We start from the raw sequence: 26,449 nt of genomic DNA, 5'->3' as shown, positions 1-26,449 counted from the left end.
CGCGGCCGCCAGGGACCTTCGACTCTGTCCGGCGGCGTTCCCGATGCCGGAGCCTGGGGCCGAGGCCGCACCTGTGGTCGTGAATCGGAGGCACTCCCATGACCGCACCACTCGACCTCGACCAGCGGACCGTCCCCGTCCGCGACTCCGCACCGCTCGCCGACGGCACCCCGGTCTCCAGCCGCTCGGGCAGGCGCACCCTCGCTGTCCTCCGCCTGGCGACGGGCTTCATCTTCCTCTGGGCGTTCCTCGACAAGACCTTCGGACTCGGCTTCTCGACGCCGGCCGCCCGGGCGTGGGTCGTCGGAGGGACGCCGAGCCAGGGTTTCCTGCTGGGTGACGGAGTCGTCGGGCCCCTGAAGCCGTTCTTCACCGCCATCGCCGGCCCCGCCACCGACGTCCTCTTCCAGCTGGGCATGCTCGGCGTCGGACTCGCGGTGATGCTCGGCATCGGCCTGCGCGTCAGCGCCGTGGTGGGGAGCTTCATGATGGTGCTGATGTACCTCGCGGAGTGGCCGTTCACCGCGAACGCCGCCTCCACGAACCCGCTGGTCGACTACCACATCATCTACGCGCTCGCTCTGGTCACGGTCGCCGTGCTCTCGGCCGGCGACACCTGGGGCGCCGGCGCCCGGTGGAGGCAGCTGCCCCTCGTGCGCCGCTCCCCGTGGCTCGTCTGATGGCGGCAGCCCCCCTCGAAGCACCCGCACCCTCGTCGGCGGCCCACTCGCGGGCCGCCGACGAGGTGCTGGCGGCGCTCGACGCCGACGAGAACGGGCTGAGCACGGCGGAGGCGACGCGCCGGCTGACCGCGCACGGCCCGAACGCCCTGCCGCCCGAGCGCACCCCGAACCCGGTGCTGACGTTCCTGCGGCAGTTCCACGACGTCCTCATCTACGTCCTCCTCGCCTCGGCGATCGTCACCTTCGTCGTCGGCGACTGGATCGACGCGGTCGTGATCCTCGCCGTGACGGTCATCAACGCGATCGTCGGAGTCGTCCAGGCCGGCCGCACCCAGCGTGCGCTCGACGGGATCCGCGCGATGCTCTCGCTCTCGGCGAAGGCGAAGCGCGAGGGCGCCTGGGTCAACATCGACGCGGCCGAGCTCGTCACCGGCGACGTCGTCCGGGTCGAACCGGGCGACAAGGTCCCCGCCGACGCCCGGCTGCTCGGCGCGAGCACCCTCCGCCTCGACGAGTCCGCTCTCACGGGGGAGTCGTTGCCGACCGAGAAGGGCACCGCGCCCGTTCCGGCGGCGAGCGGTCTCGGTGATCGCTCCGACATGGTCTTCTCGGGCACCCACGTCACCGCCGGCGACGGCACCGCGGTCGTCACCGCCACGGGCCTCGACACCGAGATCGGTCGGATCCACGCGCTCGTCACGGGCACGACGAGCACCGCGACTCCGCTGACCCGCCAGCTCGACGCGTTCAGTAAGCGGATCTCGCTGCTGATCGTGGCCGTCGCCGGCGTCATGCTCCTGGTCGGCCGCCTCCTCCACGACCGCGACCTCGCCGAGCTGGTCCCGGCGACGATCGGCTTCGCGGTGGCCGCGATCCCCGAGGGGCTGCCCGCGCTCATCACGATCACCCTCGCGCTGGGCGTGCGCCAGATGGCCTCGCACCACGCGATCGTCCGGAAGCTGACTGCGGTCGAGACCCTCGGCTCCGTCACCACGATCTGCACCGACAAGACCGGCACGCTGACCCGCAACGAGATGACCGTGCGCACGGTCGTCACCGGCGTCGATCGCTACGACGTCGCGGGCACGGGCTACGCGCCGGAGGGCGCGATCACGCCCGACCGCGCGGACCACCGCGACCTGGACGCCCTGATCGAGGCGTTCGCGCTCTGCAACGATGCGCACCTCGTCGAGGCGGACGGCGGCTGGCAGGTCGTCGGCGACCCGACCGAGGGTGCCCTGCGCACCCTCGCCCGCAAGGGCGGCTTCGACGACGACGGCTTCGAGCGCCTCGCCGTCGTGCCGTTCGCGGCCGAGGCGAAGTACATGGCCACGCGCACGCGGGAGGCCGGCGGGGCGACCCGCATCCTGCTCAAGGGCGCTCCGGGAGCCGTCCTCGAGCGCTGCAGTCACGAGCTGCAGGCCGACGGCAGCACGGCCCCGCTCGACCGGGCTCGCTGGGCGCTCATCGTCGACGAGCTCGGTGCGCAGGGCCTGCGCGTGCTCGCCGCAGCCCGCTCGCACGCGACCGCCGAGGCGACCGCGCTGAGCGAGTCGGAGTTCGCCTCCGACCTGGTCTTCCTCGGGGTCGCCGGCATCCTCGACCCCCCTCGACCCGAGGCCGTCGCCGCGATCCGGGCCATGCACTCCGCGGGCATCCGGGTGACGATGATCACCGGCGACCACGCGGGCACAGCGCTCGCCATCGCCCGCGAGATGCGCATCGCCCACGCCGACTCCGCCGTGCTCACCGGGGACGACGTCGAGGCGATGACCGACGAGCAGCTCGCCACCTCCGCCCCGACCGTGGACGTCTACGCGCGCACCAGCCCCGAGCACAAGCTGCGCATCGTCGCGGCGCTGCAGTCGCGCGGCGAGGTCGTGGCGATGACCGGCGACGGCGTCAACGACGCCCCCGCCCTCCGCCGAGCCGACATCGGCGTCGCGATGGGCATCAAGGGCACCGAGACGACGAAGGAGGCGGCCGACATCGTCCTCGCCGACGACGACTTCGCGACCATCGGCCACGCGGTGAAGGAGGGGCGCCGCATCCGCGACAACCTGCAGAAGTCGATCCTGTTCCTGCTGCCGACGACCTCGGCGCAGGCGCTCGTCCTGCTGCTCGCGGTCCTCATCGGCTTCACGCTGCCGCTGCAGGCGACGCAGATCCTCTGGGTCAACCTGATCACCGCGATCACGCTGTCGCTGGCCCTCGCGACCGAGCCCGCGGAGCCGGGGATCATGCAGCGGCCGCCGACGCGGCCCGGTCGCGGGATCCTCGACCGCAGCTACATCGGACGGATCGTCTGGGTGACGGCGCTGATCACGGCGGCGACCATCGGCGTCTTCTTCTTCGAGACCGGCAGCGGAGCGACCAGCGCTCAGGCGCAGACGACCGCGGTGACGATGCTGACCCTCGGCCAGCTCGCGTTCCTCTTCAGCTGCCGGTTCCTCCGGGCGTCGAGCCTCCGGCTGGCCGTGCTCCGCGGCAACCGCGCGATCTGGATCTCGAGCGCGACTCTGCTGCTGCTGCAGCTCGTGTTCGTGTACGCGCCGTTCATGCACCCGTGGTTCCACTCCGCCCCGCTCGGCGTGCGCGAGTGGGCGTACACGGCGGGCATCGCGGCCGCGATCCTCCTCCTCGCAGAGGCGGGCAAGGCGATCGAACGGCGCCTCGCCTCCCGATCGGTCGCGCACGCGGGGTGATCCGACGGGAAGTCCGGTGCTGTGCCGTCGCGCGGTCGCGCGCACCTACCGCGTGGTGCGCAGGCTGGTCGGGTCGGGGCGGTGCGCCCGGAACGTGCGCAGGGCGCGGCGGAGGCGGTAGACGGGCCAGCGGAAGAAGGACCGGCCGGTGATCGACTCGACGTCGATGCGAACGAAGTTGTCCTTGTCGTCGTCGTGGAACGCCTCCAACTGCTGGATGCCGGAGTTCTCGATGTCGACGTCGGAGTGGAGACGGTGGGCGTCGCCGTGGATGACGACGCTCCAGAAGCGCCGACCCCGGTGCCCGTCGAACTCGAAGGCGACGCGCGGGTGCTGGGTGATGTCCATCATCTTGCTGCCCGGACCGCTGCGGAAGAAGATCGCTCCGTCGTGCACGAGGAAGTTGACGGGAACGATCGCGGCGCTCGGGCCGCGGGTGGACGGGCTGTGATCGATGACCGCGAGACGGCCGATGTCGGTCGCTCGCGCCAGCCGCCAGCACTCGTCGGTGGTGATCTCGCGGAGGGTCGTGTTGGCTGCGCTGGTCATGGGGTCCTTCGGGGTCGTGCGGGTGGGGGCCATCAGAGAACGGCCGGGTCGGAGACGGCGGGGTCGGGGACGACGATCACGGGCCGGGAGGCTCCGCGCAGGGTGTCGTGGGCGACCGAGCCGAGCAGGAGGCGCTGGAGGCCGTGCCGGGAGGTGGCGCCGACGACGATCTCGAGGGCGTCCTTCCCGAGGCGGGTGAGGACGGTCGCGGGGTCGCCGGTCTCGGAGGCGCTGCGCACGCTGAGGCCTGGGAACCTCTCGTGGACGGCCGCGACCTCGAGAGCGAGCATGTCGAGGCTCGCCGTGCGGAGCAGGTCGTAGAAGCCCTGATCGGGGACGAAGCCGGGGACCCAGGCCTGCAGCGGCGTCCACACGTGCACGATCGTCAGCTGCTCGTCGAGGTCGGCGGCGTCGCGGGCGGCGAAGAGCGCGGCCGCACGAGCGGCCGGTGAGCCGTCGATCCCGACGAGGACGCCGCCGTGGTGACCCGATCCGGGGAGGGGGATCACCGCGACGGGCGAGGTGGAACGGGCCGCGAGATCCACGGCGGGCGAGTGCCGGGTGCCGGGCTCGGATCGATCGCGGTCGTCGTGGGTTCCGACGACGATCATGCGGGCGCCTCGGGCGTCCTCGGTGAGCATGTCGACGGGGCGGCCGCGTCGCAGCGCGGTGGTGACGGCGATGTCGGGCGCCTTCGAGGCGGAGCCGAAGGCGTCGCGGGCGAGGACGACCTCACCGTGGGCCGCCTGGATGCTCGCCGCGCCGGGGTGTCCGGCGGCGGCGTCGGTGTCGGAGACGAAGACGGCGAGCACCGGGGCGCCGGAGCTCTTCGCGCGGTGCAGCGCCCAGTCGAGGGCGGCGCGGCTGTGCGGGGAGTCGGAGAGTCCGACGACGATGGGGGCGTTCATGACGCTCGATTCCACTCCGGTGCCGCGCGGTGCGGCGGTGGGGCCGTCTGCCGAGTCTGCGCGGGTGCCCCGCGGGGAGATAGAGGCGAACGTCCCGGGACCTTCGACCCTGGGGCGCCGACGACCAGGTGCCTAGCGTCGGAGGGAGGAGCGGCGGCACGAGCGCGTCCGCACGATCGTGCCGCCTCCGCGACGAAGAAGCAGGACGCGTCATGACCCTCGCAGCCCCCACCCGCACTGACCGGACGACGCAGGACGAGCAGAACGCCCGCGTCGTCACGACCGCCTGAGCGCGAACCGCTCCCTCCACCCCACGACTCGAATCGAGATCCTCATGAAAGCCGCACGCTTCCACGGCCCGCGCGACATCCGCATCGACGACATCGCCGAACCCGCACTGCGCGCCGGAGCCGTCGCCATCGACGTCGCCTGGTGCGGCATCTGCGGCACCGATCTGCACGAGTACCTCGAGGGCCCGATCTTCATCCCGCCCGCCGGGCATCCGCACCCGCTGACGCACGAGCAGGTGCCCGTCACGATGGGGCACGAGTTCAGCGGAACCGTCACCGCTCTGGGCGACGGGGTCACCGACCTCGAGATCGGCGCGAACGTCGTCGTCGAGCCCTACTTCGTCTGCGGGCACTGCGCTCCGTGCCTCGCCGGGCACTACAACCTCTGCACCAGCATGGGCTTCATCGGCCTCGCCGGAGGCGGCGGCGGACTCAGCGAGAAGGTCGTCGTCGACCGCCGCTGGGTGCATCCGATCGGCGACATCCCGCTCGACCAGGCCGCACTGATCGAGCCGCTCGCGGTCGGTCACCACGCCTTCACCCGCAGCGGCGCCCAGCGCGGTGACACGGCGCTCATCGGCGGAGCGGGACCGATCGGGCTGCTGCTCGCCGCTGTCCTCACCGCCGAGGGCGTCCGCGTCATCATCTCCGAGCCCGGCGCCGCTCGCCAGGCGATGGCCCGCGAGACCGGAGTCGCCGACGTCGTCATCGACCCGATGAGCGAGGACCTCCTGGCGCGCGTGCACGAGCTCACCGACGGCACCGGCGTGGACGTCGCCTTCGAGTGCACGAGCGTCAACGCGGTGCTCGATCAGCTCATCGACGCCGTCAAGCCCGCCGGCGTGATCGTCAACGTCTCGATCTGGGGCACCCGGGCGAGCATCGACATGCAGAAGCTGGTGCTGAAGGAGATCGACCTCCGCGGCACGATCGCCTACGTCGACGACCACCCGGCGACGATCGCCCTGGTGCAGTCCGGGAAGATCGACCTCGCGCCCTTCATCACCGCGCGCATCCCGCTCGACCGCCTGATCGACGGCGGATTCGACACCCTCGTCGATCACAAGGAGACCGCCGTGAAGATCCTGGTGCGGCCGCAGATCGGCGACCAGTCATGACGGAGCAGCCCCTCGCCGACTCCCACGAAGTGAGCGAGTACGGCTGGTCGCCGCAGGGAGCGGTCGTCGAGCTCGCCGACTCCGAAGGGTGGGACCTCCTGGCGAGCCGGACGTTCGGGCACCTCGGTGTGATCTCGGACGGGCGTCCGGACATCTTCCCCGTCGACTACGCCTGCATCGACCGGACCCTCGTCTTCCGCACCGACGTCGGCGCGAAGTTCAGGGCGATGGCGCACGATCACCACGTCGTGTTCGAGGTCGATGCGAGGACCGCCGGCAGGACGTGGAGCGTCGTCGTCACAGGACGCGTCGAGACCCTGCCCGACGACTCCGAGCTCGCCGACCAGGCTGCTCTCGTCCTGCCGCCGTGGGTGCCGACGGAGTGGTTCACCTGGATCGCGGTCCACGCCGACGGCCTGCGCGGCCGCTCCTTCGAGCACCGCCTCCCGATCGGCCGGCTCGACGAGGCCGGCGCCCTCACTTCCTGACCGCTGACTCTTCTGAGGAATACACCATGACCGCTGCCCGCGAGACGTCCCCCCGCCGATGGCGCCGCAGAGTCGCCATCACCGCCGGCTCGACCGTCGGAGTGGCGGCGGCGCTGCTGGTCGTCGTCCTCGCCGCGGGAGGGCTCTTCGCTCGCGCCGAGTACCTCGACCCGTGGGAGGAGAGCTACGCCGCCTCGTTCGACGACCCCCGGATGCAGCTCGTCGCGCAGGCGGTCCTCGCCCCCAGCAGCCACAACGAGCAGCCGTGGACGGTCGAGCTGGACAGCGACGACGCGAACGCCTTCTCGGTCTTCGCCGACTCCTCCCGGCTCACGCCCGAGGTCGACCCGCTCGCGCGGCAGACGATGATCTCGCAGGGACCTTCCTCGAGTACCTCCGCGTCGCGGGCGCCGAGGCCGGCTACGAGGTGGGCATCGAGCTGTTCCCCGACGGCGACTACGACGAGTCCGCCCTGCCCTCGAGCATGGACGAGCGCGCCGTGGCGAGGGTCACGCTGCACGCGGACGCGCCGGATCCCGACTCCGATCACGCCTCGATGTTCCGGTCGGACACCAACCGGAGCCCCTACTCCCCCGCCGCCGTCACGACAGCGCAGGCGGACGAGCTCGAGTCGCTGGCCACCGCGGTAGGCGCATCTCTCGCGGTCTTGACCGACGACGCTGACGTGTCGGAGATCAGCGCCGCGACCGTGCGCGGCTCCGTGATCGAGGCTGACGACGCGGCAGTGGCCGCCGAGAGTGCCGCTGTCTTCCGCTCCAACGAGTACAGCAAGAACGAGCACCGGTCCGGATTCGCGGTCGAGGGGCAGGGGACCACGGGCGCGATGAAGTACCTGCTCCAGGGCATCACGACCCTGCTGCCGGGATCGAACTCACCCGACGCGTCGTCGACCCGCGACATCGCCCTCGCGACCGACGGTGCCGCGAGCACGCCCGCCTACGCCGTTCTGACGACCACCGGGAACAGCAGGGCCGATCAGGTCGAGGCGGGGATGCTCTACGCCGCGTTCGCGCTGCGGGCCCGGACGCTCGGACTCGTCACGCAACCGGTGAGCCAGATCCTCGAGGAGTACCCCACGATGGAGCTCGAGCGCGCGAGCATCCACGAGGCCTACGCCCCCGAGGGCGCAACGATCCAGATGCTGGCCCGCCTCGGAACCGCGACGGTCGACTACCCGCCGACCATGCGCCGCGACGCGAGTGACCTGCTCATGGCGGAGTGACGGCGCTTCGCCTCCCGCGACGTGATCCATCCGTCGAGGACGGCCCGTGCCTCCGCGGCGGACGGGCCGTGCGTGACGGATCGATCGTGGTGAGTCCCGGGGCTAGCCGGACGCGGGCGGGCGCAGCTCCGTCTGCAGAACGGCGGCCTGCGTGCGCCGCTCCAGGCCGAGCTTGCTCAGGACGCTCGAGACGTAGTTCTTGATGGTCTTCTCGGCGAGGGAGAGCTCGACTCCGATCTGGCGGTTGGTCAGGCCGTCGGCGATCAGCGCGAGGATCTGCCGCTCGCGCTCGCTGAGGCCCGCGAGGCGCGGGTCGACGGCGTGCTCTCCGCGCAGGCGTGCCGTGACGGCGGCGACGACCGCCGGTTCGAGGAGGATGTCGCCTGCGGCGGCGGAACGGACGGCATCGATGAGGCCCTTGCCGCGGATGTCCTTGAGCACGTAGCCGGAGGCGCCGGCGATGACGGCGGCGTAGAGCGCCTTGTCGTCGTCGTAGGCGGTGAGGATCAGGCAGCGGATGCGCGGGTCGCGGGAGCGCACGTCGCGGCACACGTCGATCCCGCTGCCGTCGGGCAGCCGGACGTCGAGCACGGCGACGTCGGGCCGCAGCGCGAGGATCTCGCGGAGCCCCGAGGCAGCGGTGCCGGTCTGGCCGACGATCTCGAGGTCGGGCTCGGAGCCGAGGAGCTCCGCCAGACCGCGGCGGACGATCTCGTGGTCGTCGAGGAGGAAGACGCGGGTCACGGGGTCTCCGATGCGGACTGAGGGGGGAAGGGGACACTCCAGCGCACGCGGGTGTCGCCGGGGACGCTGGTGATGGTGAAGGTCCCGCCGCGCGCGCGGGCCCGCTGCTGGAGGTTCGCGAGACCGCTCCGCCGGCCGTCGTCGGTGAAGCCGCGGCCGTCGTCGCTGACCTCGAGGACGATCACGCCGTCGGCGGCGATGAGGTGCAGCGTGATGATGTTCGCCTCGGCATGCCGCGCGATGTTGGTGAGCGCCTCGCGGGCGACGGCGACCACGTCGTCCGCGAGCTCGTCGACCACGAGCAGATCGACCGCGCCGGCGAAGCTGATGTTGGGAGTGCGCACGAGGACCGACGCCAGTTCGTTGGCGAGATCGAGGATGCGGTGCCGGACGGTCCCCGCGTCGTCGTTGTTCGCGTTCAGGGCGAAGATGACGGTGCGGATGTGGGAGATGCTCTCGTCCAGGCTCTCGACGGCGCGCTCGATCCTGGCCGCGGCGCGCCCCGGCGGCAGCGCTCCGGCGGCCTGGTGCAGGTCGAGTCCGGTGGCGAAGAGCTCCTGGATGACGTGGTCGTGCAGGTCGCGCGCGATGCGACCGCGGTCCTCGAGGAGCGCCATCCGCTGCTGATCGGCACGCGCCGACGAGAGCTCCATGGCGACGCTGATGTAGGAGGCGAAGTCGGACACCATCTCGACGTCGGCTGCCGTGAAGACGGGTCTGCCCGTCCGTCGCGTGACGACGAGCACGCCGAGCGATCGGGAGGCGGCGATCAGGGGCACCGCGAGCACGGGACCGCCGGAGGTCGGCATCCCGCCGCTCGTGGACGTCGACAGGTGGTCGAGCACCCGCGGCTGGCCGCCCGTGAAGACGCTGCCCGAGACGGAGGAGCGTGCCGGGAGGAGCCGGCCCCGGAACTCCTCGGCACCGTCACCGCGGGCGACTCCGACGCGCAGCTGCTCGGGATCCTCCGTCGGGAACACGACGCCGACGAGATCGGCGTCGGCGAGGTCGAGGATGCGGGCGGCGACCAGCCCGATGACGTCGTCGCCGTCGGAGGCGAGGATCGCCGCGGTCATCTCGGCGGCGGCCTGGGCCCAGCGCTGCCGCATCCGCGTCTCGGCGAAGAGGCGGGCGTTGTCGATCGCGACTCCGGCCGTCGCGGCGAGCGCGATGACGAGATGCTCGTCGTTCGAGGTGAACGCGCCGGCGCGGGCGTCGGTGAGGTAGAGGTTGCCGAACACCTGGTCGCGCACGCGGATCGGCACGCCGAGGAAGGACCGCATCGGGGGGTGCGCCGCCGGGAATCCGTGGGCGCGGGCGTCGTCGCCGAGGTCGGCGACTCGGATCGGGTGCGGATCGCTGATGACTGCCCCGAGGAGGCCGTGGCCCTCGGGTAGATGCCCGATCGCCTCCACCCGCTCGGGATCCATGCCGACGTGGATGAACTCGTCCAGGGATCCGTCGCTCCCGATGACGCCGATCGCTCCGTACCGCGCGTCGACGAGTTCGACGGCGGCGTCGACGATGCGGCGCAGGACCGCGGGGAGGTCTATGTCCTCGACGACGGCGCGGTTCGCGCGGAGGAGGGCTCTGAGCTGACCGGAGGTGCCATCAGCCCAGGGGATCCCGTCCAGTCCGGGGACGAGCGAGGGATCGAGATGGGGCACGACTGCTCCGCTCCGCCATCGGTCGGCTGACCTGACTGCGCCCCACCCTCCTCGCCTCGGGCGCGAATCACTAACGGAAGCGGCACATCGACGGCTACCCGACATCTGAGCGGGACGTTCGGCACTGGGCAGCGCCGCGTCCGCCGTTCAGGCTCGAGGCAGGAGGTGGCGCGATGTCACACACGGTTCTCGTCGGGGTCGACGGGTCTGGACCGAGCGACGCGGCGACGCACTGGGCGATCGAGCGCGCCGCGCGTCTCGGCCTGCGGATGGACCTCCTGCACGCGTCGAAGAGCGGCGATGCGTCCCGCGGCGCCTTCCTCCTCGACCGTGCGGTGATGACCGCCCGCTCCTACCCGGGCGTCGCGGCGGTGCGCGGGTTCACGGTCGACGGTGACGCGATGGAGGAGCTGATCACCGCCTCCTCCGGCGCCGCGATCGTCGTCGTCGGCAGCCACAAGACCGGATTCCTCCGCGGACGCGTGTTCGGGTCGCAGAGCCTGCGCCTCGTCGCCGGTGCGCTCTGCCCGGTCGCCATCATCCCGGAATCGTCCGGCCGGGTGCGGCGGGGGGTCGCCGTCGGGGTGAGTGGGACGCCTGCGAGCGGCCAAGCCGTGCGGTTCGCGGCCGAGGAGGCGGCGGCGCTCGACGAGGACCTGTTCCTGATCAACGGCGACCAGACCGCGACGACCGTCGAGACCGACGTCGCGGTGGCGACGCGCTCGGATCTCCTCCTCGCGGCCGCCCGCGATCTCGCCATCACGGTCGCGCCGTCCGTCACCGTCCGACTGCGCTCCGTGCGGCGCTCGGCGGCGGTCGCTCTCGCGGACGCCTCGCCGAGCAGCGTCCTGCTGGTCCTGGCCGCGTCGAGCGGAGAGGGCGCCGACGGTGCGCTCGGGCCCACGACGCACGACGTCCTGATGAACCTGGCCGGACCGACCGTCGTCGTCCCTGCCTAGCTCAGGCGACGGTCCTCCTCCACAAAGCTCGTTCGGGGTCGGGCCGTCGGGTTCGGGTGGGCGCGGCGGGTCTGGTGTCGGTGGTCGCTGGTTCAATACTCGTATGAGAGACGCGGGTGTGATCGAGGCGGCGGAGGGGGCGCTCGGCGCGGTCGGTGGGTTGGCCGATCTCGCGGCGCGTCTCGGCCGCTCCTCGGCGCAGATGCTGCTCGCGCGCGCTGCGGCGCTGCATGCGGCCTACCTCGCGGCGCTCGCTGTTCCGGAGTCGTTCGCTCGCGGTACCCGGCTCTCCCGCAGCGAGGCGGGCGATCTGGTGGAGCGGTCGATCCGCGCGGAGTTCGCGGTCGCGTTGGGGATGTCCGAGGTCGCCGCGTCTCGGGTTCTCGAGCATGCGCAGCTGCTGATGGAGGACCTGCCGTGCACGCGGGCGGCCCTCCAGGACGCGCGGATGCTGTGGGAGGCGAGCGAAGTGATCTGCGCCGCCGCGAGCACGGTGCCGGCCACGTCCCGAGGCGCGTTGGATGCGCGGGCGGCGGAGGCGGCGCTGGTGATGACTCCGACGCAACTGCGCAAGGCCGTGAGGCGGATGCGGGACCAGCTGCACGAGGAGCCTCTTGCGCAGCGGCATGCGCGCGCCCGGCAGGATCGCACGGTGTGGGTGAGCCCGGAGATCGACGGGATGGCGACGCTCTCCGCGTTGCTGCCGGCGCCGGTCGCGGTGGGCGCCTTCGATCGGATCGACCGCATCGCCCGGACGCTGCGGGAGGGTGACGCGGGTGACGGCGACGAGCGCACACTCGCGCAGCTGCGGGCGGATGCGCTGGCGGACCTGCTGTGCGACGGCGATGTCGCCGGAACGTCCCCGGTCAGCGGCGGTGACATCGCGGCGACGTTCGTTCCCGGAGTGCGCGCTGAGGTCCGGCTGACGCTCCCCGCGAGCGCTGCTGCGGGTCTGGACGACGGCTCGGCGGATCTCGACGGCTACGGCCTGATCCCCGCCGACATCGCGCGCGACCTCGTCGGTGTCGGCGCCTCGTTCACCCGAGTCCTGACCGACCCGGACACGGGGAGGGTCACCTCTGTCGGCCGCACTCACCGCGTGCCGCCATCCCGGATGCGCTTGCATCTGCAGCTGCGGGATCAGACGTGCCGGTTCCCGGGCTGTACCCGCTCCGCGTCCACGGCCGAGGCCGACCACACGACCGAGTGGCGCAACGGCGGCGAGACTCGCCTCGAGAACCTCGCGTCGCTGTGCACCGCCCATCATCACGTCCGCCACGGCGACCGGTGGACCTACGTTCTCCATCCCGACGGCACCGCCGAGTGGTCCACCCCGACAGGCCGGCGGGTCACCACGAGCCCGCCGCCACTCCCCGGGCGACCACTCGACTCGCCTCCGCGCCCGCGCTTCGACGACGAGCCGCCACCGTTCTGAGAGGCGGCCCCGGCGCGGCCGCGTCGGGTCACTGCAGCGACGCCGCGCGCTCCGCCGCGTCGTTCTCGTGCGTGCGGACCTCGGCGCGGTGGTACGTCGCGCCCTGCGGGCCGTTCCCGGTCCAGCTCCACCGCGCGACGGAGGGGATGTCCTCGCCGTGCTCGCGCGTGTAGGCACGGGCCTCGAGGCGCGCGTCCTGCATCCGCTGCCGGAAGGCCGCCTCGCGAGCGGCGAGCCCCGGCACGCGATCGAGCACGTCGAGGACCAGCCGGTACCGGTCGAGGTCGTTCAGCATCACCATGTCGAACGGAGTGGTCGTCGTCCCCTCCTCGATGAACCCGCGGACATGCAGGTTCGCGTGCCCGTGCCTCCGGTAGGTGAGCCGGTGGATCAGCCACGGATACCCGTGGTAGGCGAAGACGACCGGCTTGTCGGTCGTGAAGACGGCGTCGTAGTCCGCGTCGCTCAGCCCGTGCGGGTGCTCACCCTCGCTCTGCAGGCGCATCAGGTCGACGACGTTCACGACCCGCACCCTCAGGGTCGGCACCTCGGCGCGCAGCAGGGCCACCGCGGCGAGGACTTCGAGCGTCGGCACGTCGCCGGCGCAGGCGAGGACCACGTCGGGTTCCTCCCCCGCGACCTCGGACCCGGCCCAGTCGAAGACGCCCAGGCCGCGGGTGCAGTGCTCGATCGCCTCGGGCATCGACAGCCAGTTCGCCTCCTGCTGCTTCCCGGCGACGACCACGTTGATGTAGTCGACAGAGCGGAGGCAGTGGTCGTAGGTCGAGAGCAGCGTGTTCGCGTCGAACGGCAGGTAGACCCGCACGATGCCGGACTTCTTGTTCATCACGTGGTCGATGAAGCCGGGGTCCTGGTGCGAGGTGCCGTTGTGGTCCTGCCTCCAGACGTGCGAGCTGAGCAGGTAGTTGAGGGAGGAGACCGGGCGGCGCCACGCGATCGCGCGCGAGGACTTCAGCCACTTCGCGTGCTGGTTGACCATCGAGTCGACGATGTGCACGAAGGCCTCGTACGAGTTGATCAGTCCGTGCCGACCCGTGAGCAGATAGCCCTCGAGCCAGCCCTGGCACTGGTGCTCGCTCAGCATCTCGACGACCCGACCGGAGCGGGCGAGGTGGTTGTCGAAGTCCGCGACGCGCACCTCGGCGTCCCACTGCTTGTCGGTGACCTCGAACACGGCCTGCAGCCGGTTCGACGCCGTCTCGTCCGGTCCGAAGATGCGGAAGTCGTGCGGGTTCGCGACGATGACGTCGCGCAGCCACGTGCCGAGCACCGTCGTCGCCGAACTCGTCGTCGCGCCGGGTGAGGGCACGTCGACCGCGTAGTCGCGGAAGTCGGGCAGGTGCAGGGGCTTCCTCAGCAGTCCGCCGTTGGCGACGGGGTTGGCGCTCATGCGGCGCGCGCCGTCCGGCGCGAGCGCGGTGACGAGCGGGACCGGAGCGCCGGCCTCGTCGAAGAGCTCCTCGGGGCGGTAGGAGCGCATCCACTGCTCGAGAACGGCGATGTGCTCAGGTCGCTCGCGGACGTTCGCCAGCGGCACCTGGTGCGAGCGCCAACTGTCCTCGGCGGGCAGCCCGTCGATGACCGCGGGGCAGGTCCAGCCCTTCGGGGTGCGGAGGATGATCATCGGCCACGCGGGGCGGCCGTCGAGGCGCCCCGACAGCGCGTCGGCCTTGATCTCGGCGATCTGGTTCAGCGCGAGGTCCATCGCGGTGGCGAGGCGGCGATGGACCTCACGGGGATCCTCGCCGTCGAAGCCGCCGGAGACGAGGTAGGGCGTGTGGCCGTAGCCGCGCATGAGCTGCTCGAGCTCGCGCTCGGGGATCCGCGCGAGGACGGTCGGGTTGGCGATCTTGTAGCCGTTGAGGTGCAGGATCGGCAGGACCACTCCGTCGTGCAGCGGGTCGATGAACTTGTTCGAGTGCCAGCTCGTCGCCAGCGGTCCGGTCTCGGCCTCGCCGTCGCCGACGACCGCCGCGACCAGCAGGTCGGGATTGTCGAACACGGCGCCGTAGGCGTGCGAGAGCGAGTAGCCGAGCTCGCCGCCCTCGTGGATCGACCCGGGCGTCTCGGGAGCCACGTGGCTCGGGATGCCGCCGGGGAACGAGAACTGCCGGAACAGCTTCCGCACGCCGTCGACACTCCGGTCGATGTCGTCGTAGACCTCGCTGTAGGCGCCGTCGAGGTAGGTGTTGGCGACCATCCCCGGCCCGCCGTGCCCGGGCCCGGCGACGAAGATCGCGTTCAGGTCGCGGTCGCGGATCACGCGGTTGAGGTGCGCGTAGACGAAGTTCAGCCCCGGAGTCGTCCCCCAGTGGCCGAGCAGCCGCGGCTTGATGTGCCGTGCTTCGAGCGGTTCGCGCAGCAGCGGGTTGTCGAGCAGGTAGATCTGCCCGATCGAGAGGTAGTTCGCGGCACGCCACCAGGCGTCGAGCTCGTCGAGGGAGCGCTCGGAGAGGGGATGCGGCGTGCGGGACTGCCATCGGGCCGGCGGGGCGGTCGTGACGAGGTCGAGGATGCTCATGCGGAGACCGCCTCGTGCTGGTCGAGGGAAGCGTCGTCGACAGGCAGCGCGTCCGGGCGGCCGACCACGATGAGGGGCGTGTCGAGGTTGAGGATGAGGTCGCGGCTGACCGAGCCGAGCACCAGGCGGCGCCAACCCGAGAGACCTCGAGTGCCGATGACGATCGTCGCGGCCTTCGGCGAGAGGCGGGCGAGGGCGTGCGCTGGGTCGCCGCGGACGAGGTGCGTCGTGATCGTTCCGCTGAAGCCGCCCGTCAGCGCGACCTGCTCGGCGGCGTCGAGGATCGTGCGGTGCTCGGTCTCGAGCGAGCGGAGGAACTCGCCGTCGAGCAGGATCATGCCGTCGTACAGCGCCGGCTCGGTCCACGCGTGCACGAGATGCAGCGTCTCCCCGCGACGCGTCGCCTCCGCCGCCGCCACCACGATCGCCGCGTTCGACGAGACCGAGCCGTTCACCCCGACTGCGACACCCGTCAGCGTCGTGTCGACGGTCCGCGGGACGATCGCGATCGGGCCCCGGGCGAGCGCCGGCAGGTGGGCGCCGACCGAGAAGCCGAAGCGCAGGCGCGGGCCCTCGCGGTCCTCGGTGCCGACGACCAGGAGGGTGTCGGGATCCGTCAGCCCGGCGAGAGTGTGCAGCACGAAGCCGCGCACGACGCGACCGTGCAGGGACACGTCCGGAGCGAGAGGGCGGACCTGCTCGATCATGACGGCGAGGGAGCGCTCGTCGACCGCGACCGCCTCGGCGGCGGCCTCCGAATCGGGGACGACCGCGGCCTCGTCGGCGATCATGACCACCTCGAGGCTCCCCGACGTCTCGCGGGCCAGAGCCCACTCGACCGCGGAGCGGGACGGCAGATCGCCGCCCCAGGCCACGAGGGTCCGGGCGGGCGGCTGCTGCAGCGGTGCCGGCGCCGTTGCGACGGGATCGGGCTGCGGAGCGCGGCTGTGGCGGCCGACGATCACCGTGGGAATCGCGAGGTTCACCAGGACGTCGTGACCGACGGAGCCGATCAGCATCCGCTCGAAGAAGGAGACGCCTCCGTCACCGACCACGAGCAGCGCGCGACCGGGAGCCGCCTCGAGGAGCGACCGGGCGGCGACTCCGTCGACCTCGTGACCCTCGACGACGAGCCCGGGGTGCAGCCGGGCGGCCTCGGTGACGGCGTCGGCGAGGAGCTCGGCGTGCTGGGCTGCGATCTCCTCGAAGAGGATGCCCGGCGGTACGCGGTCGTTCCAGAGGAACGGGGTGCGCCACGCGTGCAGGACGTGCAGCGTCTGCTGCGTGGCGGCAGCCCAGGTCGCGGCGAAGGCGAGGGCCGCGCGGGCGTCGTCGGAGTCGTCGATCCCGACCAGGACGCCGGTTCCGTCGGTCGGTGAGTCGTGGGTGATGATCGCGACCGGTCCGGCGGCGCGGGCCGCGAGCCGGGCTCCCTTGCTCCAGCCTCCGCGCATCGGCAGCAGTTCGCGCCGGCGGTCGCCGACGACGAGGAGCGTGTCGGGCCCGGCCATCGCCGCGAGTTGGACGACGGGGTCGCCGACGAGCATCCGGGTCGAGATGCGCGAACCGGGATGAGCGCGCTCCGCGTCAGCGGCCGCGGTCTCGAGCGAGACGGCCTCGGCCGCACGAGGGTCGGCGGACTGGTCCACGCCGCTGAACCGGTCGAGGCCGTCCACGACCTGGACGAGGAGTAGCGGCTCCGTCGTCTGCGTCAGTGCCCACGCGAGCGCGCGTCGCGCCGTGGCGGACCCGTCCCATCCGACGACGAGCTGTGCATTCATCAGGTGTCCCTCGCTGGCAGCCGGATCCGGCTACCCCCAGGCTCGCCTCGCGCGGGGCGGGCGGACAGGGCCGAACGTCCCGAGCGCGGCCGGCGCCTCGGCAGCATCTCCCTGCGCTCGATCGACGCCGGCCTCAAGAGGGCGGGGCCGCCCGTTCAGGTACCGACCGGCGAGGGACGCTCCTCGAGCCGCCCGAGGAGTGCCCGCATCTCAGCCAGCAGCGCCGCCTGGTCGCGGTTCATCTCGAGCAGGACCTCGATGTCGGCGCGTGAGGTCACATCGGTCTCGAAGTCGTGCTGCGAGAGCGCAGCGGCGATGCCGTCCTGACGTTTCGCGGCGATCAGCAGGATCGCACCCTGCAGCCCCGCGAGCATGCTCAGGAAGAGATTGAGCAGGATGAACGGGTACTCGTCCCACCCGTTCTCGAACGAGTTGACCGCCGCCCAGACGAGCATGAACACGACGAAGCCGAAGACGAACCGCCAGCTGCCCATCGAGTTGCGGAGGACATCGGCGGCGCGCTGGCCGAACGTCAGCGACCGGGTGTGCTTCTGGTGCCACGTGGCGCGGGGGATGGTGCGAGGACTCGTCATCCGGGGAGCGTACGTCGGCGACACGGCGCGACACCGGTTCGGCGGACACGGGACCAACGGCCCTACACGCGTCGGCGAGGAGCGCGCACCATCAGGTGACGGCCCTCGCCGCCTCCGATCGGAAAGGCCCCGCCGTGCGCGCGCTCGTCGTCTACGAATCCCAGTTCGGCAACACCCACTGCGTCGCCGAGGCGATCGGGCGCGGTCTGGCCGAGACGCTCGCGGTCGAGGTGCTCAACGTCAACGACGCCGCCTCGCACCGGCTCGAGGGCATCGATCTGCTCGTCGTCGGCGGGCCGACCCACGTGCACGGCATCTCCTCGCCCCGCACCCGAGCCGAAGCACCGAAGTGGGCGGCCACCGCTCGCCGCAACCTGCGACTCGACAGCCACGCGGGCGGCGTCGGCGTGCGCGAGTGGCTCGACGCCCTCCCGCCGTTCACCGCCATGGCCGCCTCCTTCGACACCCGCACCGACATCCCGCGGATCCTCAGCGGTGCCGCCTCCGATCACATCGACCACCGCCTGGCCGGTCACGGGCTGCGCTCCATCACCGCCCCGATGAGCTTCCTCGTCGACACCGGCAGCAACCTCGAGCACACCGAGCTCGACCGGGCCCGCGCCTGGGGCGCGCTCCTCGGGCACACCGCGCGGGTCACCGCCGCGGTCGACGCGCTCGCCACGCACTGACGCCACGACGTCGCACGAAGGAGAACTTCATGACCACACTCGTCGCCTGGGCCGGCACGGCGGCGTCCCTCACCGCGCTCGACTACGCCGTCACCCGCGAGTACCTGCTCGATCGGCACGTCGTTCTCGTCCACGTCGCGTCGCCGTCCGACGAGCGCGCCGTCTCGAAGCCCGCGCTCGACGACCTCGCCGCGACACTGCAGCGCGACCGCACCGGCATCCGCTTCACCGCGGAGCTGCTGCACGGCGATCCCGTGGAGCAGCTCGAGCGCCGGTGTCTCAGGAGCGACTCGCTCCTCGTCGTCGGCACCGATACGCGCAGCGAGCACCCCGGTCGCTTCGAGCACTCCGTAGGGATGGCGCTGACGCAGCGCGGCGCGATCGCGGTGCTCATCGTCCCGTCGACGCCCGCCACGGGGCGCCGGGCATGGTCGTCGGCGTCGACGGGTCACCCGCCTCGCTCGCCGCACTCGACTTCGCGGCCGCCGAGGCCGACCGCCGCTCCGAACCCCTCGTCGTGGTGCGGAGCTGGCGGCTGCACGCCGTCGAGGAGGACTCGGCCGAGCCGACCAGTGCGCGTATCGACGAGGAGCTGAGTGGTCGCCGCCGTGATGCGGCCAGCGCGGTCGCGCCCCTCCGCCTCCGGTACCCGGACCTGCCGCTCGAGCTGCGCTTCGCCCACGGCGACACCGTGCAGAGCCTCGTGTCGACCGCGAGCGGCACGGGCCTGCTCGTCCTCGGGACGGACGACCTCTCGCGCAACGGTGCGGGCGAGAGCACCGATCACGCCGTGGTGATGCGGATGCACACGGCGCTCGCCGTGATCCCCGCGGCGCGGGCCGGGCGCTCGGCTGCCGGGCTCAGCCCAGCAGCACCCGCGACGCGTACGGGTCGTGGCTGAAGCAGAGGGTGATGCCGGCCGACTCGAGGCGCTGGAGCGACAGCGACGTCGCGTGGTGCGCCTCCGGGTCGTCGCTGATCAGGCGGGGCAGCGGGCGGAGGCGGTCGGACCAGCTCAGGAACTCGCGGCCCCACGCCGCGTCGCCCGCGAGGAGGAAGCGCTCCTCGACGAGCGCGCCCAGGTGCCCGAGTGCGTGCCCCGGGAGCGGGGTCACCACGAAGCGGCCGTCGCCGAACAGGTCGAAGCCGACGACTCCCGCGACGGTGACCGAGGGCTGCTGGTCGACGACGAGCAGGGACGACTCCGCGAACCACGGCGGGATCAGCGCGGCGAAGATCCCGTCGGTGACGGAGCTCCGCCGGATCTTCGCGAGCTGCCCCGCCGAGACGATCAGGGTCGCGCGCGGGAAGTACCGCAGCCCTCCGATGTGGTCGGGGTGCAGGTGCGAGAGGACGACCACGTCGATGTCGTCGCAGCCGAGCCCCTCCTCGGCGAGCCGCCGGTCGATGGTCTCGCCCGGCGCGACGCGAGCAGGCAGGAGGCGGCGGTAGAGCGCCCCGATCGGCCCTGTGCCGCGCAGCGACGGCGGATAGCCCGTGTCGAAGAGCACCCGCCGCCCGCTCGGGTGCGTGTAGAGGAACACCGCGGAGGGGAACGTGCGGCGCGGCAGCCCCTCGCCGCGGAACACGCGCGACAGCGGGAAGGTCGTGTCGCCGCACTCGAAGACGCGCAGCACCGGCTCAGCGCCCACCGGCTCAGCGCCCACCGGTTCAGCCACGCTGCGCCCGGTAGTGCTCGCCGACGCGGCGGATCCCCTCCTCGAGCGGCACCGTCGGCTCGTAGCCGAGCTCGGCGCGCGCCCGCGAGATGTCGAGCGTCTGCGCGTAGGCGAGGGTCGCGACGGTGTACCGCGTGAACGGAGGCTCGGTGCCGCGGGGCAGCAGCGCGTAGACCTTCTCGAGCACGACCGCCAGTGCGCTGAGCACGCGCAGGTCGACGGTGATGTAGCGCGGCTTCTCGCCCATCGCCGCGAAGAAGCGGTCGAGCAGCTGCCCGAACGGCTGCGGCTCGCCGTTGGTGATGTTGTAGACGCTGCCGGCGGCCCGAGGCGCCGACGCGGCGAGCAGCAGCGCATGGGCGGCGTTCTCGACGCAGGTGACGTCGACGACGTTGCGCCCGCCGTCGAAGAGCGGGATCCCGCGCCGCCGCGAGGCCTGGATGAAGCGCGGGATGAGGCTCGGGTCGCCCACTCCGATGAGGCCGCGCGGGCGGAGGATCACGAGCTCCGCGAGCCGCCCGCCGGCGAGCGCCGCCTGCAGCAGGCGCTCGGCCTCGATCTTGCTGCGGATGTAGAGGCTCATCCGGCTGTCGGGGTCGAAGTCCTCCTCGCGCACGCCGTGCTGGTGCCTCCTGGCCGAGTAGATGCTGGGGGACGAGACGAAGACGAACCGCCGGATGCCCGAGCGCTGGGCGAGGTCGATCATCGCCTCAGTGCCGGCGACGTTCGCCTCGTGGAACTCGCTCCAGCGACCCCACGGGCTCGAGAGCGCGGCGGAGTGGACCAGCACGTCGGCGCGGATCGGCATCGCAGCGAGCCCCGCGAGGTCGGCCTCGATCGTCTCGGCCCCCTCCGCGCGCAGCCGCTCGAGCGCGACCGGGTTGCGGCCCGCCGCGACGACCTCGTCGCCCGCGGCGAGGAACTCCCTGACGGCGTAGCCGCCCAGGAAGCCGGTCGCCCCGGTGATCAGCACGCGTCGTCGCTCAGCGGACATCGACGACCGCCGCGCTCTTCTTGCGATCCCAGTACCAGAGCAGGATGCCGAGGTAGCCCAGCGCCCTGCCCTTGCGGATCGAGCAGCGGACGACGGCGCGGCGGTCGAAGACGGCCTGCGACCGCGCGAGCACCTGGCACACCTTGAGGTGCAGCTCGAGGTCCTCGTCGGTGTCGTCGATGCTCGAGCGCGGGAATCCGTCGACCTCGAGGTAGAGCCTCGCATCGATCGCCATGTTCAGCCCGGGGACCATGAACATCGGGTAGCGCTGCCCGGGCCGGCGGTAGAGGTAGCGCGGCGCGCGCTCGATGATCCCGATCAGCACGGCCCCGATCACCCCGTCGTACCAGCGGTACTCGGGCTCGTCGGTGCGCGGCTTCACCTTGCCGCCCACGATCTTCGCGCCCGCGGCGAAGTCGGCCTTGAGCACGGACACCCAGCGCGCATCGGGCAGCGAGTCGGCGTCGGTGCGGGCGACGATCGCGGCCCCCTCGGCGATCGCGTGCCGGAAGCCGGTGTCGGAGGCGGCTCCCGTGCCCTTCTGCGTCTCGCGGAGGGTGGTGAGGGGCCGCTCCGGGTGCCGGGCGGCGAAGGAGGCGATCACCTCACCGGAGCGGTCGGTGCTCGCGTTGTCGACGAGGAGGAGGGCGAAGTCGGAGTCGGTCTGCCGGGCGAGCGCCTCGAGGGTGCCGCCGAGCAGCTTCTCCTCGTTGAAGAACGGCACCACCACCCAGAAGCGCTGCTCGCCCACCGGACCCCCACCCGCCGATCGCCCCGCTGGCGCCCCGATCGGGGTGCCAGGGCACCCCCATAGTGTCGGCGGCGCGCACCGCCGTCAATCCGCGACACCGGCACCCGACCGCGATATTTCATCCCATCGAAACCTCATCGGCGCTAGACAGGGAGCGCTCGGGCTCATCCGTCGATCCGGGGCAGGAAGGACGCGATCGTGTCCGACGTACTCCCCCTCCGCATCCTCGGCACGGGCGAGGCGCTTCCGCAGCGGATCGTCCCCACCGCCGAGGTCGCGGCTCTCTGCGGCGTTCCCGAGGAGGAGGCGGTCCGGCGCAGCGGCGTGCTCACCCGGCGCTGGCTCGCCGACGACGAGGATCCGCTCGAGCTGGGCCTCACCGCCGCCCGTCAGGCGCTCGCCGCGGCGGGGATCGACGCGGCCGACGTCGACGTCGTGCTGAACGCCTCCGGGACGCAGCTGCAGGCGATCCCCGACGGCGGGGCGCTGATCGCCGCAGGCCTGGGCCTCGAGGACGTCTCGGCGTACAGCATGCACGCGACCTGCCTGTCGTTCCTCTTCGCGCTGCAGGAGGCGGGATTCCTCCTCGCCACCGGCCGCGCCCGGCATGTGCTCATCGTGTCGACGGAGGGCGGCAGCCGCGGCATCGACTTCGGCCAGCCCGAGAGCGCTCTGCTGTTCGGCGACGCGGCCGCGGCGATCGTCGTGGGGCCCGCCGACGCCTCCGGTCAGGGCATCGTGACGTCGGCCTTCAAGACGCAGACGACCGGAGTGAAGCACGCCGAGATCCGCGGTTTCGGCTCGCGGATCCGCATCGAGCAGGCGCAGGACCGCCTCAGCGACTTCAAGTTCGACATGCACGGCGGGCAGCTGCTCGTGGATGCACTGCGCAATTTCCCGCGGTTCCTCGAGGGAGTCCGGCCGGGCCTCAGCAAGGGCCTCCCGGGAGTCGACCGCGTCGTGCCGCACCAGACGAGCAAGGCCGGCATCGAGGGGATGGCCAGGCTCTGGGGCCGCGAGAACATGGTGATCACGCTCCCCGAGGTCGGCAACACCATCGGCTCGGCGATCCCCCTGGCTCTGCACCGCGCGAAGGTGCAGGAGGGCGAGTCGGTGCTGCTCGTCGGCACGGGGGCGGGCACTCACTACGGGGCCGTGATCCTGCAATGCTGACCGATCGGCCCTACGTCGAGATGGAGGCGGTGTCGAAGTCGTACCGCTCCGGGGGACGCCGGGTCACGGCGCTGCGGCGAGCGACGCTGTCGATCGAGCAGGGCCGGTTCACCGTCGTGCTCGGGCCGTCGGGCTCGGGCAAGAGCACGCTGCTCAACCTGCTCGGCGGCATGGACAGCGCGACCAGCGGACGCATCCGGGTGGGCGACGAGCTGATCTCGTCGTTCGGCGACCGGAGGCTCACCGAGTACCGGCGCACGCGGGTCGGCTTCGTCTTCCAGTTCTACAACCTGGTGCCGAACCTCACGGCGATGGAGAACGTCGCCCTCGCGGCGTCGCTCGTCACGGACCGCGTCAGCGCCGAGCGCCGGGCCCACGACGGGCTCGAGCGCGTCGGGCTCGGGCACCGATCGGGCAACTTCCCGGGCCAGCTCTCGGGAGGTGAGATGCAGCGGGTCGCCCTCGCCCGCGCCCTCGCGAAACGGCCCGCGCTCCTGCTCTGCGACGAGCCGACCGGGGCGCTCGACTCCCGGACCGGCGGCCAGATCATGACGCTCCTCCAGGGCACGGCGGGCGAGACCGGCACCGCGGTCGTCGTCGTCACCCACGACCACCGGATCGGCGCCACCGCCGACCGGCTGATCCGCCTGCACGACGGCGACCTCGTCGGCGACGAGGTGAACATCGATCCGCTGCCGGTCTCGGCGATCGGCTGACCGTGCGCGTCCTCGCCCGGAAGCTCCGCCGCGACCTCGTGCGCTCCGGCAGCCAGTTCGCCTCGGTGCTGCTGATGTCGGCGCTGAGCGTCACCGTCTACGCCGGGCTGGAGGGGGCGTGGCGGGGGATGCAGGTCGAGATCGACTCGTTCGCCGCCGAGAACCGCCTCCCGGACGCCTGGGTCAGCGCGGTCGCGACGACCGAGGCCGACCTCGCGGCCTTCGCGGCTCTGCCGGGCGTGACGGAGGCGTCGCGCGTGTCGACGTTCTCGCTCGCGCATCCGGCCGCCGACGGCACACTGCTCACCACCACGCTCGACGACGGCGCGGTCGACGTGCCGCTCGTGACCGCGGGCGACGCCGTGAGCGCGGAGGGCGGCGGGATCTGGCTCGACGACGGCTACGCGCGGGCGAACGGCGTCGCAGTGGGCGACACGATCGAGCTGAGCCGCGCCGGAGCGAGCGCCGACGTCGCGGTGCGCGGACTCGTCCTCGTCCCGGATGCGCTCGCCCTCACTGAGCCAGGGATGATCGCTCCCGAGCCCGGCCGCTACGCGTCGGCGCTGATGTCGGCCGCGACCGCCGAGGCGCTCGGAGTGACGCCGGCCGGCGACCTGATCCGGGTGATCGGCGATGCCGAGGAGGTGCGCGGGAGCGCCCCCGGGATCCTCGGCGACCGCTACCTGGGCTTCGCCGACCGCGGCTCGAACCAGGGGATCGCGCCCGTCTACGACCGGATCGAGCAGATCCGCGGGCTCGCCGTGCTCTTCAGCGCGCTCTTCGTGCTGGTCGCGCTGCTGGCGATGTCGACCTCGGTGCGGAGGCTCGTCGACCTGCAGCGCACCGAGATCGCCACGCTCGGGGCGCTCGGGATGAGCAGGCGGGTGATCGGCCTGTCGTACGCGGGCATCGCGGCGATGGTGGTCGGCGTGGGCGTGCTGCTCGGCGCGGCGGTCGCTCCGGTGCTCTCGCTCTACGTGCTCGAGACCCAGCGCGGCAGCTTCGCCCTGCCGCAGTGGCGGATCGCGTACTCGTGGACCTCGGTGGCGCTCGCCGCGGGCCTCGTGCTGGTCTGCTCCGCCGGCGCGTGGGCGGTCGCGGCGCGCGCCTGCCGGCTGACCCCTGCCGAGGGGATGCGCCCGCCCGCCGAGCACTCGCACCGGATGATCCTCGAACGCCTCCCGCGGCTCTGGTCTCGCATCGGCTTCGGCGAGCGCTGGGCGCTGCGCGACGCGGCGGGCAATCCGGTGCGGATCGCGGTCGGAGTCGTCGCCGCGGCCGGCTGCATGATGCTGCTGGTCGCGGGCTTCGGGATCCCGGAGTCGCTCTCGCACCAGGTGCAGCGCGGCTACGGCGACCAGTACCGCTACGCGGAGACGATCCAGGTGGTGCCGGGGTCGACCCCCGAGCAGCTCGGCGCGCTCGCCGCGGAGGCGGGCGAGGGCCAGTGGATCCAGCAGCGGCCGATCCGCGTCGCGGGTGCCGACGCGGCGGAGTACGTGCTGACGGTGCTGGGGCCGGGCGAGCTGTACGTGCTGCGGGACGCCTCCGACCGCGTGCTCGACCTGGCGGAGGGAGCGGCGGTCACGGCGCGCGTGCAGGAGGCGACGGGGGCCGGCGCGGGGTCGGTGCTCGCCCTCGAGGTCGGCGGTGCGGGTTCGGTCGACGTCACGGTCGCGGCGGTGGCCGACGTGTCGCAACCGCAGGGCGTGCTGATCTCGGAGGCGGACTGGGTGGCGGCGGGCGGGGTGTTCTCGCCGACCGCCTACCTGACGGCCGCGCCGATCGACGGCGAGCTCGCCTCTCCGGCGGCGGGCTCGAGACTCGCGCTCGCGGAGCAGCGCGAGAACGCCGAGTCGGTCGTGGCCGCGCTCACAGGCGTGTTCACGCTGATGAAGGTGCTGGCGATCCTGCTGGTGGTGGTGTCGCTCTACAACCTCGGTGCGCTCGGCTTCTCGGAGCGGGAGCGGTCGTACGCGACCCTCCGGGTCCTCGGCTCGCGGCACGGCGAACTGCGGACGCTGGCGCTCACCGAGAACGCGATCACGGCGGTGATCGGCTGGCTGGCGGGCATCCCCGCGGGGCTCTGGTTCCTCGGGCGGTACACCGACCTCTTCAGCGACGACCGCGCGGTCTACCCGCCCTACGTGACGCTCGGGAGTCTCGGCGCCGCCTCCGCGATCACGCTCGGCTTCGCGTTCACCGCGACGCTGCTGCTCACCCGCCGGGTGCGGCGGATCGACATGGCGAGCGCCCTGAAGGCGGTGGAGTGAGGTGCGGGGTTCGGGGCGGCGGGGTGTCGGGGGGCGGGGTCTCGGGGCACATGCTCGTCGCCCGCCTGCCCGGTGATCGAGCAGCCCTCGCAGAGGGCGTATGTGCTTCCTCCACAGGCGTCTGCGTGGGCTGAGTCGTCCCGCCGGGGTGCTTCAGGCGGGTGGGTGTCGGTGGTCGCTGGTTCAATACGTGTATGACAGAGATCGGCACGGCGGAGGCGGCGCTCACGCAGGTGCGCGCGCACGGCGACCGCGCGGCCGAGCTCGCGCGCTCCGCCGCGCCGGTGCTGCTGGCGGCCGCGGAGGAGCTGTATGCCGGGTACCGGGCGGCGCTCGCGTGTCCGGAGGCGTTCGCTCGGGGTCTGTCGCGCAGCGAGACGACGGATCTGGTCGAGCGGTCCATCCGGGCGGACTTCGCGGTCGCGTTGGGGGTGTCGGAGCGGGTCGCGTCGCGCGAGCTCGAGCACGC

At 72.3% G+C, this 26,449-nt stretch carries 23 protein-coding genes; 13 read left to right on the top strand and 10 right to left on the bottom strand.

Annotated elements, in window-relative coordinates:
- Window positions 1-98: 98 nt before the first annotated feature.
- Together B9Y99_RS15140 and B9Y99_RS15135 are read left to right on the top strand one after the other, a co-directional pair.
- Complete coding sequence (locus tag B9Y99_RS15140) at window positions 99-680, top strand: DoxX family protein (RefSeq protein WP_085477476.1); 582 nt, start codon at window positions 99-101, stop codon at window positions 678-680.
- A complete protein-coding gene (locus tag B9Y99_RS15135; RefSeq protein ID WP_085477845.1) occupies window positions 680-3,388 on the top strand; it encodes a cation-translocating P-type ATPase in 2,709 nt (902 codons plus the stop codon). The genes B9Y99_RS15140 and B9Y99_RS15135 overlap by 1 nt, the downstream gene beginning before the upstream one ends.
- Before the next feature lie 45 nt (window positions 3,389-3,433).
- Here B9Y99_RS15135 and B9Y99_RS15130 read toward each other — a convergent pair whose 3' ends face one another.
- A complete protein-coding gene (locus B9Y99_RS15130) occupies window positions 3,434-3,937 on the bottom strand; it encodes a pyridoxamine 5'-phosphate oxidase family protein (RefSeq protein ID WP_165759644.1) in 504 nt (167 codons plus the stop codon).
- 32 nt (window positions 3,938-3,969) lie between these two features.
- Entirely contained in the window at window positions 3,970-4,845 is an 876-nt protein-coding gene (locus B9Y99_RS15125) for a universal stress protein (protein WP_085477474.1), read from the bottom strand.
- Between the two features lie 334 nt (window positions 4,846-5,179).
- Here B9Y99_RS15125 and B9Y99_RS15120 point away from each other — a divergent pair, with 334 nt between their 5' ends.
- From B9Y99_RS15120 to B9Y99_RS15110, 3 genes are all read left to right on the top strand, one after another.
- Window positions 5,180-6,253 carry a 2,3-butanediol dehydrogenase gene (locus tag B9Y99_RS15120; RefSeq protein ID WP_085477473.1) on the top strand — a complete coding sequence of 358 codons (1,074 nt, stop codon included), beginning with the start codon at window positions 5,180-5,182 and terminating at the stop codon, window positions 6,251-6,253.
- Entirely contained in the window at window positions 6,250-6,741 is a 492-nt protein-coding gene (locus B9Y99_RS15115) for a pyridoxamine 5'-phosphate oxidase family protein (RefSeq protein WP_085477472.1), read from the top strand. The genes B9Y99_RS15120 and B9Y99_RS15115 overlap by 4 nt, the downstream gene beginning before the upstream one ends.
- Window positions 6,742-7,168: 427 nt before the next feature.
- Window positions 7,169-7,984 (top strand): hypothetical protein, encoded by an 816-nt coding sequence (locus B9Y99_RS15110; RefSeq protein ID WP_085477471.1) that lies wholly within the window; start codon window positions 7,169-7,171, stop codon window positions 7,982-7,984.
- Window positions 7,985-8,086: 102 nt separating this feature from the next.
- Here B9Y99_RS15110 and B9Y99_RS15105 read toward each other — a convergent pair whose 3' ends face one another.
- Both B9Y99_RS15105 and B9Y99_RS15100 read right to left on the bottom strand, forming a co-directional pair.
- The gene (locus B9Y99_RS15105; protein WP_129588072.1) at window positions 8,087-8,728 is read right to left on the bottom strand and encodes a response regulator; all 642 of its coding nucleotides are present in this window, start codon (window positions 8,726-8,728) and stop codon (window positions 8,087-8,089) included.
- A complete protein-coding gene (locus B9Y99_RS15100; protein ID WP_165759643.1) occupies window positions 8,725-10,395 on the bottom strand; it encodes a sensor histidine kinase in 1,671 nt (556 codons plus the stop codon). Before B9Y99_RS15100 ends, B9Y99_RS15105 begins: the two co-directional genes overlap by 4 nt.
- Before the next feature lie 173 nt (window positions 10,396-10,568).
- Between B9Y99_RS15100 and B9Y99_RS15095 the strand changes: the two genes are divergently transcribed.
- Window positions 10,569-11,354, top strand: coding sequence for a universal stress protein (locus tag B9Y99_RS15095; RefSeq protein WP_085477468.1), 786 nt, complete (start codon window positions 10,569-10,571; stop codon window positions 11,352-11,354).
- Window positions 11,355-11,457: 103 nt separating this feature from the next.
- Window positions 11,458-12,789 carry an HNH endonuclease signature motif containing protein gene (locus B9Y99_RS15090; protein WP_085477467.1) on the top strand — a complete coding sequence of 444 codons (1,332 nt, stop codon included), beginning with the start codon at window positions 11,458-11,460 and terminating at the stop codon, window positions 12,787-12,789.
- 28 nt (window positions 12,790-12,817) lie between these two features.
- Here B9Y99_RS15090 and B9Y99_RS15085 read toward each other — a convergent pair whose 3' ends face one another.
- The 3 genes from B9Y99_RS15085 to B9Y99_RS15075 all read right to left on the bottom strand — a co-directional run bounded on the left by B9Y99_RS15085 (window position 12,818) and on the right by B9Y99_RS15075 (window position 17,705).
- Window positions 12,818-15,331: a phosphoketolase family protein gene (locus B9Y99_RS15085; protein ID WP_085477466.1), complete on the bottom strand. Its 2,514-nt coding sequence runs from the start codon at window positions 15,329-15,331 to the stop codon at window positions 12,818-12,820.
- Window positions 15,328-17,112, bottom strand: a complete 1,785-nt coding sequence (locus tag B9Y99_RS15080; RefSeq protein ID WP_085477465.1) for a universal stress protein — start codon at window positions 17,110-17,112, stop codon at window positions 15,328-15,330. Before B9Y99_RS15080 ends, B9Y99_RS15085 begins: the two co-directional genes overlap by 4 nt.
- Before the next feature lie 155 nt (window positions 17,113-17,267).
- Entirely contained in the window at window positions 17,268-17,705 is a 438-nt protein-coding gene (locus B9Y99_RS15075) for a DUF1003 domain-containing protein (protein WP_244274982.1), read from the bottom strand.
- Window positions 17,706-17,839: 134 nt separating this feature from the next.
- Here B9Y99_RS15075 and B9Y99_RS15070 point away from each other — a divergent pair, with 134 nt between their 5' ends.
- Both B9Y99_RS15070 and B9Y99_RS15065 read left to right on the top strand, forming a co-directional pair.
- Window positions 17,840-18,394, top strand: a complete 555-nt coding sequence (locus B9Y99_RS15070; RefSeq protein WP_085477843.1) for a flavodoxin domain-containing protein — start codon at window positions 17,840-17,842, stop codon at window positions 18,392-18,394.
- 427 nt (window positions 18,395-18,821) lie between these two features.
- Window positions 18,822-19,295 (top strand): universal stress protein, encoded by a 474-nt coding sequence (locus B9Y99_RS15065; protein WP_085477464.1) that lies wholly within the window; start codon window positions 18,822-18,824, stop codon window positions 19,293-19,295.
- Here the strand turns inward: B9Y99_RS15065 and B9Y99_RS15060 are convergent.
- From B9Y99_RS15060 to B9Y99_RS15050, 3 genes are read right to left on the bottom strand one after another with little or no spacing between them, the layout of a single operon-like run.
- Window positions 19,255-20,073 carry an MBL fold metallo-hydrolase gene (locus B9Y99_RS15060; protein ID WP_085477463.1) on the bottom strand — a complete coding sequence of 273 codons (819 nt, stop codon included), beginning with the start codon at window positions 20,071-20,073 and terminating at the stop codon, window positions 19,255-19,257. The two genes, B9Y99_RS15065 and B9Y99_RS15060, sit on opposite strands and share 41 nt — an antisense overlap.
- Window positions 20,066-21,067: an NAD-dependent epimerase/dehydratase family protein gene (locus B9Y99_RS15055; RefSeq protein ID WP_085477462.1), complete on the bottom strand. Its 1,002-nt coding sequence runs from the start codon at window positions 21,065-21,067 to the stop codon at window positions 20,066-20,068. The genes B9Y99_RS15060 and B9Y99_RS15055 overlap by 8 nt, the downstream gene beginning before the upstream one ends.
- Window positions 21,057-21,818, bottom strand: coding sequence for a glycosyltransferase (locus B9Y99_RS15050; protein ID WP_165759642.1), 762 nt, complete (start codon window positions 21,816-21,818; stop codon window positions 21,057-21,059). Before B9Y99_RS15050 ends, B9Y99_RS15055 begins: the two co-directional genes overlap by 11 nt.
- 198 nt (window positions 21,819-22,016) lie before the next feature.
- On the opposite strand from B9Y99_RS15050, the gene B9Y99_RS15045 reads away from it, so the two are divergent.
- The 4 genes from B9Y99_RS15045 to B9Y99_RS15030 form a co-directional block, all read left to right on the top strand.
- Window positions 22,017-22,991: a 3-oxoacyl-ACP synthase III family protein gene (locus B9Y99_RS15045; RefSeq protein ID WP_208856989.1), complete on the top strand. Its 975-nt coding sequence runs from the start codon at window positions 22,017-22,019 to the stop codon at window positions 22,989-22,991.
- Complete coding sequence (locus B9Y99_RS15040) at window positions 22,985-23,707, top strand: ABC transporter ATP-binding protein (RefSeq protein ID WP_085477459.1); 723 nt, start codon at window positions 22,985-22,987, stop codon at window positions 23,705-23,707. Before B9Y99_RS15045 ends, B9Y99_RS15040 begins: the two co-directional genes overlap by 7 nt.
- A 2-nt stretch (window positions 23,708-23,709) precedes the next feature.
- Window positions 23,710-25,980 (top strand): ABC transporter permease, encoded by a 2,271-nt coding sequence (locus B9Y99_RS15035; protein ID WP_085477458.1) that lies wholly within the window; start codon window positions 23,710-23,712, stop codon window positions 25,978-25,980.
- A gap of 194 nt (window positions 25,981-26,174) precedes the next feature.
- Window positions 26,175-26,449 (top strand): hypothetical protein (locus B9Y99_RS15030; protein ID WP_129588071.1); only part of this gene is annotated, 275 nt, incomplete at its 3' end.

This window comes from Rathayibacter oskolensis, from assembly GCF_900177245.1.
Taxonomy (GTDB): Bacteria; Actinomycetota; Actinomycetes; order Actinomycetales; family Microbacteriaceae; genus Rathayibacter; species Rathayibacter oskolensis.
Note: the sequence above shows the minus strand (reverse complement) of the source record. Positions and strands in the feature narration are given on the sequence as shown.